Genomic DNA, 15,687 nt, shown 5'->3' on the forward strand with positions numbered 1-15,687 from the left:
AAAATAAGTCAATCTTTTTTTGGCGTATCATAAATAAAATGAGTACCCACTTGGAAATTACATTTGTCAAGTTTAGTTGACTTTTGTCAATTTAACTTTACATTTGTCAAGTAAAGTTGATAAATTAATTTGTTATGAATAAGTCAAGTAATAAAAATAGTGCACTTGAAACCCCCCTTGATGCGATTCTGGGTTCAAAAGGGCATGTTATGGTGCTTCGAAGGCTCACGGAGTCTGACAGTCCCATGAGCCCCTCAGAGCTTATTAAACGGACGAGCCTGTCGAGGCAAGGGGTATATAATGTAATACAGCGGTTGGCTGAAACAGGTATTCTTAGATATGTAGGTAGTGGTAAGCATCAGCAAATAACGATAAGAGAGGAGTATCCTCTGGCTGATATTATCTCAGCATTATTTAAAAGAGAGAGAGACCAATATGATAATTTTATTAAACGCCTAAAGGAGCTAATTAAAAGTTTAGAAATAAAGCCGAAATCCGCATGGATATTTGGGAAAATAGCTCAAGGTACTGATGACTATGGAGACCCGGTACGCATAGCCTTACTGGGTGATCTAAAAACTATTGATGAGCTTACAGAGAGCTTTAGAAATAGGATTTATGAAAATGCTATTGAAAACGAATTTGATGTAACTATTGATGTAAGGGGAGTAACAGTAGCAGATATTGAATCAAGGCCAATAATAAATTCCAATAAGCCACTCATGCTCTGGGGGATGGATCCTCAACATTATTTAGTAAGCTGGAAGGATGAAAGAGAAGGTAGGAGAAGCCACCAGGATTTAGACCACCAATCTCATACTGATGCCCAAGTCTGGAGCGAGTTGCTCAAAATGTATCCGGATATTATTAAGCGAACTATCAGTAATTTAGAAAATCGTATAACTCAGACGAGTTCCGGAGAGAAAAAAGAGCTGCAGGAGTGGAAACGCATCCTTGAAAGCATGTCATTCCAGCGACTTAAAAAGTTTTTAGAATCAGATTCCGAACGTGCTACTCGACTAAGGCAATCACTTCCTTTTTGGGAAATCCTAAATGAGCAAGAACGGCACGAATTTGAAAAACTAAAAATTGAAGAAAGCTTAAAATGAATAGGGAACAGTTAGAACATGCTATTAGAGCAGCCTGTGATGTTTCAGGGGATAGAGAACTTTTTGTGTTTGGCTCCCAGGCTATACTCGGACAGTTCCCCGATGCAGATGAACAGCTTCGGAGATCGATAGAAGTTGATTTAAGTCCTAAAAATAAACCAGAAACTATTGATAGGATTGATGGAGCACTTGGAGAGAATTCAGTTTTTCATCAAACGCATGGTTTTTATGTACATGGCGTTTCTGTAGAAACAGCAGCACTTCCGGAAGGTTGGAAAGGGAGAACCAATAAAGTTCAAGATTATATGGACGAACAGAAGGTTGGTTGGTGTGTGGAGGCGCATGATTTGGCCGCCAGCAAGCTTATCGCTTTTCGGGAAAAAGATACCAGCTTTGTTAGAAGGCTTATTCTGGGAGATTTAATTAATGTTGAAGAATTATTTAGTCGTCTACAATTGATCAATACTGATAAGGAGTTAGAAGAGAGAGCAAGAAATTGGCTGAAACGGATAGCTGAGGAATTAGATAGGTAGGAAATTGAATTTTTAAGGGAAGCTGTGTTCAAATGGTTATGCAGGAAACAATCCATACACAAAATCCAACCTATTGAACGAGAAAAAATAAGAAGGATTGTAACTCCAATTCTTGTACCATTCTGATACCGGAATAAAAACAGTGACCTTTCCTGAGGTGAAGATGGGGATGTATGTAACAGATTGGTGATCAACAACTTAGAAAAGAGTACGCCTGAGAGGATTCGAACCCCTAACCTCCTGATCCGTAATCAGTTCTCACCCTTTTATCAACCATTCTTATTTGTTATTATTATTCCTTTAACTCCATGATATACTTGAGATTAGCATTTATTATGCTATCTTGTCTTTTCTCATTCACTGTCACATTGTGTGACCCAAAAGTGACCCAAATTTAGTTTCTCCATCAAAGTTGAAGATTGTACTATGCCAAAAGAGAAGTTAGACCATCAGAAGATTTCAAGCTTAGGGATACCAGAAAAAGCAACTTCATATTATGATACGATTGAAACAGGATTAATGCTAAGACACTCTGCAGCTGGTAGCAAAACTTTTTGCTATCGTTACAGGTTTAATGGTAAAAAGAGGCGTTATACTATTGGGCAATTTCCTGGGATCAGTCTAAGGAAAGCAAGAGAGAAAGTCAGAGAACTCAAGGTAGAAGTTAATAATGGATTCGATCCCCAGGTTGAAAAACGAAAAAAGAGATACCAACCTGAATCTAAAGATTTCCAAGAACTCGTCGATATTTATAAGAAACGTTATTTACCGACTCTTCGTGAATCTACCCAGGCCGAATATAACCGGATCTTGGATAATGAATTATTGCCTGAGCTAAAAGGTTTGCCGGTAACTGAGATATCTGAGCATCACATAAGAAGTATTTTAGAAACAAAAGCGATTAAAGATGGATCGCCCACGATGGCCAATCGAATTAGAGCAGTGCTCTCAAGTCTATTTAAGTTTGCCATTAAAAAACTTGGAATTAAAATTTCTAATAATCCTGTCAAAGCTACATCTCCATACAAATCAGGTGAAAATAAAAGGAATAGAGTTTACGATGAAGAAGAAATTAGAAACCTGTGGAGCTTTTTTGAAAAGCAGAATCCAGCTATAGAGGCAATCTTTAAGATGCTTTTGCTAACCGGCCAGCGTAAAACAGAAACTATGCGAATGAAGTGGTCGGATATCGAAATGGAGAAACCCTATAAACGTACTAGGTTTGACGATGAAGGCAACGAATACTCAGAGGCATTTTTAGCTAATGTATGGACAATTCCAGCAGAAAATGCAAAAAATAAGAGGTCTCATGAAATACCATTATCTAAAATGCCAATGGATATAATTAAAGAGATGCAATCAATATCAGAAGGAGGGGAGTATGTATTCAAATCTCCAAGGAAAGATAAAAAGCCAGTTGTGTCTTTGAGGTCAGCAGTTCAGAGAATTCAAAAATATTCGAAAGTTTCGGATTTCAGACTACATGATCTGCGACGCACGGTTGCTACTTATATGGCTGAGAGTGGTACCAGTCCCATGGTCATTGGAAAAGTCTTAAACCATAAAGGATTGGCTAAAGAAAATAGCATTACGGCCAGATATAACAGACATGATTATATGGATCAGAAAAGGCAGGCTTTGAATCGATGGAATAGCCGATTAAAAATAATTCTTAATAAAAGGAAATAAATTTATGGAATATTCTATAGGTCCAGTTGAAAAAAAGTATCGAAAATGTAAACGTTATTTTGAGTTCTACAAGTCTTCTGATGATAAAATTGAAGCACTTGAAACTTTAAGTAATGTTCAATCTAAGTTCGAACAAAGAAGAGATGACTTAGAAGAGATAATAAATTTTTTGGTTGACGATTTAACTTTTTTTGTGGAGTCTTTTATTGAGAAACATTCCAAAAATGAGGTCACAGATTCTTCAAGAGAAAACCTGTTAGAACGAAAAAGAAGACAATTTATAAAAAGATTTCAGCAAGATATACTTCAAGCAAATTCAATTCATCGGTTAGAATCAATTAAAGAGTATACTCAGAAAGATCTCTATGAGCATCTGTTAGAGTATACTGATGAAGTTGCTAAAAATGTATTTCAAAGTTCTATTAAAAATGTAATAGAAAAGGGTAGGTTGTACTTAAATGCTAAATATCATTTAATGACTATAGATTATATCGTCAAGAAAATAATTGACAAAAATTATCCAGATCAAGTGATTCCAAATTCACTTTGGGGTCAACTATATCAAAAAGAAAAGCTAAATAGGTCTTCAAACTATTTAACTAAAACCCAGAAAAATAAACAGAAGACGATAAATAGGCATTATCTGAGTAAGATAATCAAAGAAGCCGAGAAGTTGTTGAAAGAAGATCATTTGAGATGTATTACTGAAGGTGGAAATGCTACAAGGTTTTTTTATAAAACGGTTCATAGCAAATTATCGGAAGTTGAGGTTGATGGCGAAACGATAGGTGTTCCTTCAGATGAGACGGTTCGAAATCGACTTAATGACTATTTAAAAGAGATTTTCGAAACTAGTTAGTAGTGGGTTAGTAATGGCTTAGTAACACAATATAGTGATTTTCATTACCTGTTAAGTGTTTATTTCATATGGATATATAATAATTCATAGATAGCTTTATGAGTGAATGAGAACAAAAAATAACTCATAAAGCTACTATGAAAGACTTACAACTTATACGCCCCTCTGAGCTGTGTGACATTTTATCTATCAGTATCGCGACCTTGTACCGTTGGGAAGCACAAGGGAAACTGCCAATAAAAAAAGTCAAACTAGGGCCAGGGGCAGTAGGTTTTAAAAAATCCGATGTCGAAGCCTGGATTGAAGAGAGTACTGATTCAGATTGATGTAAAATAGCACCTCTTTCTCTGAATTTAGAACTTGACTCTTATTTAAACACTGATGAATAGTAAATCTACCTCTATGTCATATCCAGGAAAAATTGATATTCCTTATGATAGATTATATGCCCCAGCAATATTTGGAAGGGTGTCTTTTCCTCATCGAGATCCTAAAGCAAAAACGTATTTGCGAGCAGATAATGAATATATTTTTTCAATAGAATCTGGCCATAAATACATGGATAAAAGTGCTTCACTTGAACCTTATGGAATACCATTTGGGATCTATCCACGATTACTTCTCCTGTTAATTACTTCTTATGCAAAGCATGAAGCAACGCGGGAGATTATTCTATCTGAGAGTATCACAAAGTTTATGAGGTCTATTGGGTATGATCTTACTGGAGGAAAAACTGGAACACTCGCCCAGTTAAATAATCAATTAGATCGACTCTTAAATTGCAGGCTCTGTTTTAGAAGAAATAAGAAGTCAAAAACGGGGCAAATTAAAAAAAGTAAGGATTATTTAAATCAAATTACCAGAATTGAGCTCTGGGAAAGTGGGGAGGGAACCGAAACTAATAGGCAAGTAAAAGCGGTTATTTCTGAATCTTTTTATAGATGGATTCAAGAAACCGCTTATCCAGTCAATCGCAAAACTGTTGAAGCATTGAGATCTTCGCTTTTGACCTTAGACCTTTACTTGTTCTTATGTAGCAGAACTTATCGCATTAATCCCAGAAAATATGAGACTTATATAAGTTGGTCTTCATTGGAAAAACAACTTGGTACAAATTATAAAGAAACCAAAGAGTTTGCTCGTAAAGCAAGAAAGTCAATTACTAAGATTATTGATTGGTATCCAGAATTAAATGTACGATTTGAAAGAGGATGTTTGGTAATCGTTTCAACATCCCAACCACACATTAAAAGTTATCCACAAAAACAAGTTAATAAATGAAGTTGTCCACGCATACTAAGTACACTAACCCACGCATATTAAGTACACTTTGGCACGCATACTAAGTACACCACCCTATAGTATTACCTATAGTAAATCCTGTAGTAATACTGAGGGTCATGTGGAAAACTTATTGAACTGTTATTACGCAGGATCGAGAGGTAAAGGAAGGCTTGAAATAATTGGTGGTTTAAGTGAAAAGCGATTTCTAACTATTTATGGATGATTGCGCTTCCAACCTTGGAGAAAGAAAAAACCTATAGGAGTGTATGGTTGAAGTAAGCATTTATTTCGGAATTGCGAGTGATATAGCTGGGTGATAGGTATGCAAGCCATTGGGTACGTGGCACATATCATTTTCGCTAACGCTCATAGATATGGCTACCTACCCGGCTTGCCTATTCACAGCTCGGCTAACGCCGACTGCTCAAAGGCCCGTATGATGGGGCAAAATTTAAAGACTAATACAAGAATTACGTTGGTACAATGAATGATAAAATGCGACATACGCCTTCGGTATCGTTACAAACAGATGAAAAGGAATGGCTGAAAACCCAGGCAGACAAAGCAGGTATTACCTATACCAATTATATGCGGAAGGTTGCGCTTTGCCAACTGCCTCAGGCTGAGATTCCTTTTCGGAAAGAGGACCGCCGGTTACCGTTTAAAAACGGGATTTCCCAGCGAGATATGGAGCGGGTTATCGATTACGATTTGGCCAAGGTTGGCAACAACATGAATCAGATTGCCCGGAAGCTAAATGAAGGTGCCTCGGCTGATGAAAAAATGATTGAGCAGATGGACGAGATCTGGAAAGATATTGATCAAATAACCAATACCATTTTAACCGCACTGGGATAGTATCATGATTGGAAAAAAAGTTTCCGCAGGCGATCATTTTTATCAGTGTTTAACCTATAACGCCCGGGAAAAAAACAGGGCAGGGGAGAAGAAGTGTGAGTGGGTGGAGTACCGAAATGTATCGACTAACGATGCTCGTATTGCCGCCAAGCAAATGAGCAGAACAGCTGAACGAAAATACCGGTCCGATGCCAAAGATCCGTTATACCATTACATGATCAGTTGGGACCAGGAAGACAACCCGACAAAAGAGCAGATGATCGAAGTGGCCGACCGGTGGATAGTGCACATGGGATTGGAGGACCGGCAGTTACAGATTGCATCTCATGTTGACAAACCATACTCGCATATCCACATAGCGTTTAACCGGGTTCATCCCCAACACCATCGGTCTTGGGATGATACTAATGATTATAAGCGAGGGGAGACGGTACTCAAAGAATTAGAGCGGGAGTTTGGCTGGACAATCGTGCCGGGCAAGCACCACCCGGAGTTAGGGATTGCAATTGAGGGGCGAGCCCCTGAAGCCTGGGAGATACATGCAGAAAAGCGCCTCACCGAAATTGCAGCCGGGATGGGCGTGGACCCCGACAGCGTAGACGGGCGGAATATTATGGGCAAGTGCGAGGAACTCAAAGATGAGCTTTGGGCCGTTTACGACAAGGGCAAGGAAGGCTCCTTTAAGGCCTTTGATCAGGTGCTGGACCAGAAAGGGCTATGGGTGGATATGGCTCGCAACAAGAAAGGCATGGTTATTTTTGACGGACGCTACCACGTGAAGGCCAGTGATGTTCAACGCCAATTTTCAGGCCCCAGCCTGGAAGGGCAGTTTGGGGAGTCCCTGGAAGATTATATCAACGAGCGGGAGCAGGACATGAGCCCGGAGGGCGGTATTACCCTGGCAACCGACTGGAAGAAGGCCCTGGACATCGAAGAGCAAAAGGTCGTAGAGCAGGTGCTCACCAGCCGGCTCCCCCGGATGAAAAAACGGTACCGGGAGCTTGTTGAGCTGGATAAGGCCTATACAAGGCGGGTAAGGGAAATTGAAAAAGAGATCACCGAAGAAGTGGAATATGCGTTTGGGATGGGCAAGGAGCCCCAGCAGCGGATACAGGCGTTCTTAGATGAGACGGCTCCTGAGGAGCGAGTGGACAGGATGGTAGAGGCGCTTCATGCGGATCCGGAACAATTTGGCCGGGTAAGGGACGAGCAGGCGGTCCAATACCTTATTGAATCCTTTGAGAAGGTTACAGAGGCCGATGGCGAGTTCGGGCACTATTTTGAGGGGCGAACCCAAGAAGAACGAAAAAAAGAGCTGCAGCGGATGAGAGAAGGTCTGACCGACCGGCACGCCCAGCTAACCCGTATTAAAGGGCAGCTGGCCCGCAGGGGCCGCCGGGTGGTCGCTAAACACAGTGAGGCGGGGCAGGCGCTTGCGGCGACCTATAACAAGTCGCTTAGCCTATACCGGGCAGTGGGGATGATTCACAACTATTTTATTAAAGAGGTCCCTGTGGGCCGGAATAAGGAGTTAGATCGGCAGATGTCCAAGGCGTTACAACAGATAAACGCCTCATTTAACCGGGCCTACCAGAACCCGGCCGAAGCCAAGCAATACTTCAGCGAAATCGCCTGGAATGATTATAAGAATGAAAAAGAGGGCATCGATTTAGTGAGGGATATTTTCCGGGAGCCCCAAAAGTTTGGAGAGGTCAAAGATATAGGTGAGCTGGAATTGCTGGAAGATGTGCTCCGGATGCCCGAGGAGATCAGAGAACGACATGCAGACTTTTTAACTAACCTGGAAAAGGCCGCAGAGGACAGGCCGGGAGCAGCCAAGGATCCGGTCACCTATTTCAAACAGCTGCCGGACGTCTATGAGCGTAATCATAGTCTGGTAGGCGGGCTTTCGGTGGCCCAGGAACTCAACCGATGGGTTGGCCGCGTGGCCAGCACCACCCCGGCGGGCCGGGCGATTGTTCAGGCCGGGGCTGTAGGTATCAAACTATCCAAGAGCCTGGCCCGTATGCTTTCATCGCCCGGCCAAGGGGGCATGAATGCCATACGGACCGTGATTAAGGATAGCGTAAGCATAACCAAGGTTACAGGCATAGCAAAAGGATTTGAGCAAACGAAGAGACGATCCCGGGATTGGGGCCAGGAGCGCGGGGATGAAGGCCTCGGGCGCTAACCCCATCCCTTCCGCCTTGACGAAAGAAAAACCTGGGGGAGCTGGCTCCCCCACTGCATGAAGGTAGTGCAGCGGAATACACGTAATACATAACCAAAACCAACAACGAATGATGAACTGCATAGCTATTACCAATCAAAAAGGTGGGGTAGCCAAAACCACCACCGCCGTGAATCTTGCCGGAGGGCTGCAGCGGCTGGGGAAATCCGTGCTGCTTGTTGACTCGGATCCCCAAGCCAATGCGACCTCGCATTTGGGAATTGACCGCAAGCGACTTAAGAAGACTTTGGACAACCTGTACTATGAATCGGATCTGGATATTTCGGAGGTACTCATCTCGCGCAACGGATTTACTGGACTGGACGTGCTTCCCGCCGGGGAGCCACTGGCCTACGCCGAGCAGAAACTCAGCGGGGTGCCGGTCAAAGAGACCCTGCTTTCGGAGCGACTAGCTCAAGTGGAGGAGGATTACGACTATATCATCATCGATTGTCCGCCCAATTTGGGCTTTCTGACGATGAACGCCTTCGTGGCAGCCACGGATATGCTTGTAGTCATCAAACCGGAGTATTTCGCCTTGGAGGGGCTGGTGCACATTTCCAGGAAAGCGAACATGATCAAAGAGCGAATAAATCCCGACCTGAACCTGTCCGGTTATCTGCTGGCCAACTACGACGGCCGCAAAAACCAGCATAAAGCTATTCGAAAAGCGGTCACCGAAAAATTTCCGGAGAAGGTCTTCCAGACCATTATCCGGACCAACGCGAGGCTGAGCAATGCCACCTCCCAGGGACAAACGATCTTTGAGTATGACCCCAAATCCCATGGAGCAACTGACTATATGAACCTATCCAAAGAAGTGGAGGAGCGCTATGGCCGACGATGAATTTAATATTGAGGAGTTGATCTCCGGCCAACATGGATCCGGGAATGATGTACCCCAATCCAATACACGCACTACAAGTAATACATCTAATACTGATGCTACATCCACTACAGCTAATACGGATTCCACCCCGCATCCTTTTTCAGTGCGGCTGAACCAGGAATATGTAGAGATTATTAAGGCCTTGGCCTGGTGGAAGCGGATCAGCCAGCGTGCGTTTATTGAGCAGTGTATTACCTATGCCTTAGAAGAAATGAACGACGAGCGCCTAACGGAAATAATTGATAGGTATAACGAATAAACCAAACGAGGTTCATTATAAATAGAGCAGTAGAAGAAAAATTATATCATAGTAGTCACCAATCTTTTGGTTATTACATGTTACATGTAATAGACCACTACCAAGAAGCTTATAAAAAAAATAAAGCGTTTTATAACCAACAAGGTAAGAAAGCTAATCCTATTGAACTGGCAAAATATGGTATTCGAACACATCATAGAATATTTAAAAAGCAGGGAGAATGGATGAGTTTACTTGAATTGCAACAATGTAATGATCCTCTTCAAACAATTGAATATATTCGTTTTAGCGGTAAATTTGGGTATGATAAAAGTGAGAAAGCCTATCGACCATTGTGGGAATCTGTAGAAGGGACAAAGGTAATGAAAAGCATCTATGACAAGATTGAAGATAAACGAATAAGAAGGACCTGGGAGGAAGCAAAAAAATATTTAACCATGTATGAAGAGGGAGAGCTTAAATTATACTATGAGCCTGATGGTTAAAAGCTTGAACTTACACATTTCAACAGCTTTTTACTTTTTGGAACGTATATAGTGTCTCAAAAAGTGTGTCTTGGAGGTTTTGTTCCATGTTATACATTTTAACGTCGAGAGAGGTGCTTTTGATTATTCCACTTTCGAGAGCCAAAAAGAGCATAATTTAAAGCTCTTTCAGTTGTTAAACCGCTTACGATAATTGGAAGGGTTCGTATCCATTACTTTTTTAAACTGCTTATTGAAGTTTGAGATGCTATTAAATCCACATTTATAGCTCACTTCCGTTACGTTCAGGTTTGTTTCCATTAATAACTTGCATGCCTGGCCAATCCTATATTCATTGATATACGTAAAAAAAGTTTTGCCTGTTACTTTTTTGAAATGACGGCAAAAAGCAGCTTTGGTGAGTCCAATTATATCCACGATATCATCCAACGCAATATCTTTTTGGTAGTTTCGCATTACATATTTGCATGCTTTATTTATCCTCTGGAAGTCCTTCTTACTGTAAGTTGACGTATAGCCATCACTCGCTAAAGTCTGAGCATTAAAAGTGGTGGATAAACTATTCAGAACTGAAAGGATTTCCAGCATACAATTCGTTCTATCAAGCTCAAACATTGTTAGCATACGGTTAGCAATTTGCTTAGTATCCCCCTTGAACTCAATACCGGATTTTGATTGTTGAATAAGTTCATAAATAGATTTGAGCTCTGAATAATTAAAGAAACTTTCGTTTAAAAAATTATCATCGAGGTGGATAACAAGTGAGCCAGTCTTGTCCATCCCAGCACAATTTTGGTTGCAGCTGAATAAATGCGGCAGTTCTGCTCCAAGAAATAATAGATCTCCTTTGTTTAAGGTAGATACATGGTCACCTATAATTTTTTCTCCCTCACCTTCCCAAATGTAGATCAACTCATATTCTTCGTGAAAATGCCATAATCCGTCAAAGGATTGTCCAATTGTATTTTTGAGCTTAAATGAGTGATGGGCATCAACATTTTTCTTGAAAATAGGGTCCATAATACACCTCTATTAATCGTTAAGGAAACTCTTCATAATAATTTATTATATAACAAAAGCTATGTCTGTTTACTTTTTTGAAGTTTAGTTAATTCTTCAAATGTTTGCCAGCATTCATACAGTGCCCGGGGTACATGAAAGCACCCTTTCCATTTGCTTCCTTTTAATGGAGTATATCGCTCTCCCCGTCGATTGAGGTATCCAAACCATTCTCCATTATCAGGATCGGGGAATCGAGACCAACTATAGTCATGAACTTTCTGATACCACTTCCAACACTTTTCATTATCCGTTAAACGGAATCCTTTGGAAAGTGCTATTAACGTTTCTAAGTGGACCCACCACAACTTTTGGTTCCATTCAAGCTGGAGTGGAGGGTGCCCCTTGGCATCCAAAAAATAAAAAATACCTCCATACTCTTCGTCCCAACCGTAGTTTAGCAGATCGAGCACAATTTGTACAGCTTTTTCGATGAGCTCCTGATCATTTCGATTTCGTGCAATTTCCATAATAAACCACATAGCCTCAATTCCATGACCGGGGTTTACCAGCCGCCCTTCATAGCTGTTAGAGTAGCTGCCATCTTGCAACACGTATTCATGGATGATCTTTTTTTTGCTATCCCAGAAAACATCCGTGATTTCCTGAATGCAGTGGTCTATGGATTGTTGTACCTGATTTGTATCCAGCACTTCTTCCAATTCAAGGTTTAGCATGCTCAAGATCATGGGAAGGGCAAACCCTTTAAGTGGACGAGTACCGGGAACTGATTTTTCATACTGTCCTTTTGGGTTATCTTGGCGGGCGAGGATATTTTGGTAGGTAGCAATGGCAATATCACGGGCTTCTTTATTGTCTGTAGCCAAACTATACTGGTAAAAGCCAAGGGCAGCGAAGCAGTCAGAAAAAATATTATACGGCTGTATGAGTGGTTCGCCCTGCTGGTTTAGCGAAAAGTACCAGTTTCCTTCCTTATTTCGCCCATATTGTTTTAAGAATTGATATCCATGGGTTGCTATTTCGAGCCATTGATCCCGTTTTTCTACCCGATTATAGAGCATTGAAAATGTCCACACCTGGCGTGCCTGCAGCCAGATGAATTTGTCGGTATCGTAAATACTTCCATCCCGTTCAAGGCATGTAAAATATCCGCCTTCCTCCTCATCAATGGAATATTTCTCCCAGAATGGGATAACATCATCTAAGAGTGCATTTTTATATAAATTAGCAAGATATTCTGGTGAACTATTCTTCATAGATGCTGTTTCTTTATCTATTTGATTTAACTAACGTCCGATAGGTTAACCCTTCTAATGCTTTGCCATGGTCCGGCAGCAAAAGGCTTACAAGGTAGCCTGCAATAACACAGATAGGTATGCCAATAAGTGGATAGATATAGAAGTGAATAGGAGTATGAAATTTTATCAAATATAGGGCCACAATGCTTAAGAGTGCTCCAACGAGAGCACCCGTACCATGCGTTCGTTGTGTGAAAATACCCAGTATAAACACTCCTGCGAGTGAACTGCTGAGTAAACCTATCACCTCCTGAAAGAAGAAATAAAGTGACTGAATAGGCAAGGTTGCAAGTAGACAGGCAATGAGGGTTCCCAGTGTTCCAATGATAATGGTCACCCAACGAGCTAACTTAAGTCGCGTGTGGTCAGATGAGTATGGTACAAATCGTTCATAGAAATCCACGGTAACTACCGTAGCAATACTATGCATGCTGCTGTCTAAGCTGGACATGGAGGCTGAAAAAATACCAGCAATGAGCAGTCCGGAAAAGCCTATTGGTAACTGTTGGCCAATGAAAAGTGGAAATACCTGATCGTTTTGCATCCCCGTGGATAAAAGGTCTGGATTCATTTTATAAAAAACATATAAGCAAGTTCCCAGAGCAAAAAAGAGAAACCCTGTGGGAATTGAAATAATACCATTGGTCCAGATGCTGGAAGCTGCTGATTTTTCATCTTTAGTCGTTAAATACCTTTGGATGACTGCTTGGTCCGTTGTATAGGGTCCAAACTGTAAGGCAAAAGAGCCAAAGAAAATAGACCAGGTTGCCAGGGAAGTGAAGCTAAAGTCAAAATTAAAGAATTGTAGCTTACTGTTCTCTAATGCCGTGGTGTATACTACGTCAATACCACCGACATAATTGATGATGAAATAAATACTATATATGATTCCACTTATGAGAATAATAACTTGAAGTACATCACTCCAGATAACGGCTTCAATACCTCCTAAAGCAGTATAAATGATAGCCAGTATCCCCATTAGTATGATTGCAGTGTAAATATTCATGTCGAGTATAGCCGTAAGTGTAAGGGCCGGTAAAAAAACGACGATACTCATGCGGCCTAACTGAAAAAGGATAAATGAAACGCTCCCAAATAAACGAACGGCAAGATGGAACCTCTTTTCCAGATATTCATAGGCCGAAGTGACGTTAAGCCGGTGAAAGAAGGGTAGATAAAAATAGATAACGACTGGGGCCATCAGGAAGATTGTAAAATAGGAGATATAGACTACCCAATTGTCGGCGAAAGCCAATACCGGAGTAGAAATAAATGTGATAGCGCTTAATTGAGTGGCATAAATACTAAGTCCAGCAGCCCACCAAGGAATACGATTGCCTGCCAGAAAATAGTCGTCAGTGGCATTTTCTCGTCTTGAAAAATAAAAGCCCATTCCTACTAAAACCAGTCCATATAACCCCAAAGCCCCATAATTCACCCATCCAAATGCGGGTGATTGTGAACTGATTCTACCCTGCCAAACTTTGGGGGTACGTACACTAGGCTGTATTTCCCCGCTTGGCAGAATAATTTGATCGTTCCATTTAAGCACTCGGGTAGTGACTGGGGATGGAGAGGGCAGATCGCCAATTTTATGCCAGCTGTCGGTAATCGTATGATACGCCAAGACATCACTGGAAAAAGGATTTTTCTGGGTTAGGTTTTGTCGGATCTCTTTATTTAGTTGGTTTATTTTTTGTCGAATAGCTTCTTTTTGCGAGGATTCAGCTGCTTCCAGTTGCCTTTTTAAGGAATCGCGTTTAGCGGCTTTATCCAGGCGCGACAATAAAGCTTGACCGGGGGCACCGCCAAATACAACGATATGGGCATCACCCAGTGAAAGAGCTGAGCCCCCCATCACAGAGCGACTGTGATTATTTGACAAGTCATTCCCCACATTTTGAAGTTTCTTCCATTCTTTACTTTTAATATTGAAACGATAGGCGTCCTCCAGAACTTTCATTTTGCCATTCGGATGAACATTACGTCCACTGAACAAGAAAAAATAAGGCATATCCCCTTTATGCTGAGTTGCTGCGACGGGAAGAACGCGGGATGGTCCCGGCCATGGGGGAAGCTTTTCCCACCGGAATTGAGTTGGTTGATTTTGTTTTGAAAGGTCGAGTCTCCAAAAACTTTTCGAAGCTTGTGGTTTATTCATCGTATGTTGGCCGCCGGCTACGTAAATCATATCTCCCAGTCGTGCAGCATCCATAAAAGCGAGAGGCCGGGGCAAAGAGGGGAGTGTATCCAATGCAATCGATTTTTCTTGTGAATGCCATTTGAGTTGAAATACCATGTTGGACACAGAGTTGCCATCTGCCCCGCCGATAAGGATAAGTCTATTGTCACTTTCAACCGTTGCCCCATAGGCAAGCGGTTTGGGTAGTGTATGGGCAGAATCGGATTGCCAGCCATACCCCGTGCTATCTTTGTTAAGGATATGAATCTGATCGTAAAACACTTTTTGCCCACCTTCCCATGGTTTTCGCTTGGGAAAATTGGCTCCACCGGCCAAAATGAGCATATCGTTGTTCAGGATACCAGAAAATGCTCCTGCAAGCCCTTCTTGGTTGGGTAGGTCAGGTAGTGATTTCCAGTTTATAATTTCTTTTGATTGTTCCTTGTCTGGAAGCTCTTGAGCGGAGACTAATCCAGAAGGTAACAAAAGAAGGGATAAAAAGAATAAATACGCAGGTCGGAATGCCATGGTGTAATGAGTCCTCACTTAAATTGGATATAGCCATTAGTATCTAAGCTATATCAACTTTTTAATGATATGGAGATAGGCTGTAGCGCGATAAAAGGAGTTCTACCGCTATATTTATCGCTTGGAGGACTTGATTAATTTATAAAAGAAATGGAGAATTCAAAAAGTTTTTTGTCCACCCTTCAAATATACAACATGAGGTATCTTGGCATATTCCTTTTGAAGTAATTTGAAAAACTATCTGAAAATGGGCTTGACATGTAAGCTTCCCAAAATTGATTGCACTGTTCTTAACCAATTTACTACACAGAAAAATTGCCACTTTATTAACGGTTTTCTGATAAATAAATACTTGAATATCAATATAGTGGCAAGGAGAGTCAATTCTTGAGTAGATATGAGTGCAGCTGTTCGACATTATGGCTTTGGAGATAAGGCTTGGAGGCTGAAAACTTCAAATA

The 15,687-nt window shown here is 41.2% G+C and carries 14 protein-coding genes; 11 read left to right on the forward strand and 3 right to left on the reverse strand.

The features are described 5' to 3' along the window. The first annotated feature begins 134 nt into the window (after positions 1-134). The 11 genes from J6I44_RS18165 (at position 135) to J6I44_RS18215 (ending at position 10,195) form a co-directional block, all read left to right on the forward strand. Complete coding sequence (locus J6I44_RS18165; protein WP_265767613.1) at positions 135-1,109, forward strand: winged helix-turn-helix domain-containing protein; 975 nt, start codon at positions 135-137, stop codon at positions 1,107-1,109. Continuing rightward, positions 1,106-1,642 (forward strand): DUF6036 family nucleotidyltransferase, encoded by a 537-nt coding sequence (locus J6I44_RS18170; RefSeq protein ID WP_265767614.1) that lies wholly within the window; start codon positions 1,106-1,108, stop codon positions 1,640-1,642. Before J6I44_RS18165 ends, J6I44_RS18170 begins: the two co-directional genes overlap by 4 nt. 426 nt (positions 1,643-2,068) lie before the next feature. After that, the gene (locus J6I44_RS18175; protein WP_265767615.1) at positions 2,069-3,331 is read left to right on the forward strand and encodes a tyrosine-type recombinase/integrase; all 1,263 of its coding nucleotides are present in this window, start codon (positions 2,069-2,071) and stop codon (positions 3,329-3,331) included. Between the two features lie 4 nt (positions 3,332-3,335). Beyond that, complete coding sequence (locus J6I44_RS18180; RefSeq protein ID WP_265767616.1) at positions 3,336-4,190, forward strand: hypothetical protein; 855 nt, start codon at positions 3,336-3,338, stop codon at positions 4,188-4,190. Between the two features lie 137 nt (positions 4,191-4,327). After that, entirely contained in the window at positions 4,328-4,516 is a 189-nt protein-coding gene (locus J6I44_RS18185; protein ID WP_265767617.1) for a helix-turn-helix transcriptional regulator, read from the forward strand. 55 nt (positions 4,517-4,571) lie between these two features. Next, on the forward strand, positions 4,572-5,471 hold the full coding sequence (locus J6I44_RS18190; RefSeq protein WP_265767618.1) for a replication protein RepA: 900 nt from the start codon (positions 4,572-4,574) through the stop codon (positions 5,469-5,471). A 486-nt stretch (positions 5,472-5,957) separates the two neighbouring features. After that, positions 5,958-6,332: a plasmid mobilization protein gene (locus tag J6I44_RS18195; protein ID WP_265767619.1), complete on the forward strand. Its 375-nt coding sequence runs from the start codon at positions 5,958-5,960 to the stop codon at positions 6,330-6,332. Between the two features lie 4 nt (positions 6,333-6,336). Further along, entirely contained in the window at positions 6,337-8,523 is a 2,187-nt protein-coding gene (locus J6I44_RS18200) for a relaxase/mobilization nuclease domain-containing protein (RefSeq protein WP_265767620.1), read from the forward strand. A gap of 109 nt (positions 8,524-8,632) precedes the next feature. Next, positions 8,633-9,409 carry a ParA family protein gene (locus tag J6I44_RS18205; RefSeq protein WP_265767621.1) on the forward strand — a complete coding sequence of 259 codons (777 nt, stop codon included), beginning with the start codon at positions 8,633-8,635 and terminating at the stop codon, positions 9,407-9,409. Continuing rightward, positions 9,396-9,710, forward strand: coding sequence for a hypothetical protein (locus tag J6I44_RS18210; RefSeq protein WP_265767622.1), 315 nt, complete (start codon positions 9,396-9,398; stop codon positions 9,708-9,710). The genes J6I44_RS18205 and J6I44_RS18210 overlap by 14 nt, the downstream gene beginning before the upstream one ends. A gap of 77 nt (positions 9,711-9,787) precedes the next feature. After that, a complete protein-coding gene (locus J6I44_RS18215) occupies positions 9,788-10,195 on the forward strand; it encodes a hypothetical protein (RefSeq protein ID WP_265767623.1) in 408 nt (135 codons plus the stop codon). 168 nt (positions 10,196-10,363) lie between these two features. Here the strand turns inward: J6I44_RS18215 and J6I44_RS18220 are convergent, their stop codons facing one another. Genes J6I44_RS18220 through J6I44_RS18230 form a run of 3 tightly spaced genes read right to left on the reverse strand, consistent with a single transcriptional unit; the run spans position 10,364 to position 15,226 of the window. Further along, positions 10,364-11,215, reverse strand: a complete 852-nt coding sequence (locus J6I44_RS18220) for an AraC family transcriptional regulator (protein ID WP_265767624.1) — start codon at positions 11,213-11,215, stop codon at positions 10,364-10,366. A gap of 59 nt (positions 11,216-11,274) precedes the next feature. After that, positions 11,275-12,471 (reverse strand): n-acyl-d-glucosamine 2-epimerase, encoded by a 1,197-nt coding sequence (locus J6I44_RS18225; protein WP_265767625.1) that lies wholly within the window; start codon positions 12,469-12,471, stop codon positions 11,275-11,277. 13 nt (positions 12,472-12,484) lie between these two features. Beyond that, complete coding sequence (locus tag J6I44_RS18230; protein ID WP_265767626.1) at positions 12,485-15,226, reverse strand: sodium:solute symporter family protein; 2,742 nt, start codon at positions 15,224-15,226, stop codon at positions 12,485-12,487. Positions 15,227-15,687 lie beyond the last annotated feature (461 nt).

Origin of the sequence: Fodinibius salsisoli (assembly GCF_026229185.1) — a bacterium.
In the GTDB taxonomy this organism is placed as follows: domain Bacteria; phylum Bacteroidota; class Rhodothermia; order Balneolales; family Balneolaceae; genus Fodinibius; species Fodinibius salsisoli.

Excerpts from the sequence above, each read along its gene's own strand:
- J6I44_RS18200 (WP_265767620.1), top strand. The coding sequence starts at position 6,337 with ATGATTGGAAAAAAAGTTTCCGCAGGCGATCATTTTTATCAGTGTTTA.
- J6I44_RS18185 (WP_265767617.1), top strand. The coding sequence starts at position 4,328 with ATGAAAGACTTACAACTTATACGCCCCTCTGAGCTGTGTGACATTTTA.
- J6I44_RS18195 (WP_265767619.1), top strand. The coding sequence starts at position 5,958 with ATGAATGATAAAATGCGACATACGCCTTCGGTATCGTTACAAACAGAT.
- J6I44_RS18220 (WP_265767624.1), bottom strand. The coding sequence starts at position 11,215 with ATGGACCCTATTTTCAAGAAAAATGTTGATGCCCATCACTCATTTAAG.
- J6I44_RS18190 (WP_265767618.1), top strand. The coding sequence starts at position 4,572 with ATGAATAGTAAATCTACCTCTATGTCATATCCAGGAAAAATTGATATT.
- J6I44_RS18175 (WP_265767615.1), top strand. The coding sequence starts at position 2,069 with ATGCCAAAAGAGAAGTTAGACCATCAGAAGATTTCAAGCTTAGGGATA.
- J6I44_RS18205 (WP_265767621.1), top strand. The coding sequence starts at position 8,633 with ATGATGAACTGCATAGCTATTACCAATCAAAAAGGTGGGGTAGCCAAA.
- J6I44_RS18230 (WP_265767626.1), bottom strand. The coding sequence starts at position 15,226 with ATGGCATTCCGACCTGCGTATTTATTCTTTTTATCCCTTCTTTTGTTA.
- J6I44_RS18165 (WP_265767613.1), top strand. The coding sequence starts at position 135 with ATGAATAAGTCAAGTAATAAAAATAGTGCACTTGAAACCCCCCTTGAT.
- J6I44_RS18180 (WP_265767616.1), top strand. The coding sequence starts at position 3,336 with ATGGAATATTCTATAGGTCCAGTTGAAAAAAAGTATCGAAAATGTAAA.
- J6I44_RS18210 (WP_265767622.1), top strand. The coding sequence starts at position 9,396 with ATGGCCGACGATGAATTTAATATTGAGGAGTTGATCTCCGGCCAACAT.
- J6I44_RS18215 (WP_265767623.1), top strand. The coding sequence starts at position 9,788 with ATGTTACATGTAATAGACCACTACCAAGAAGCTTATAAAAAAAATAAA.
- J6I44_RS18225 (WP_265767625.1), bottom strand. The coding sequence starts at position 12,471 with ATGAAGAATAGTTCACCAGAATATCTTGCTAATTTATATAAAAATGCA.
- J6I44_RS18170 (WP_265767614.1), top strand. The coding sequence starts at position 1,106 with ATGAATAGGGAACAGTTAGAACATGCTATTAGAGCAGCCTGTGATGTT.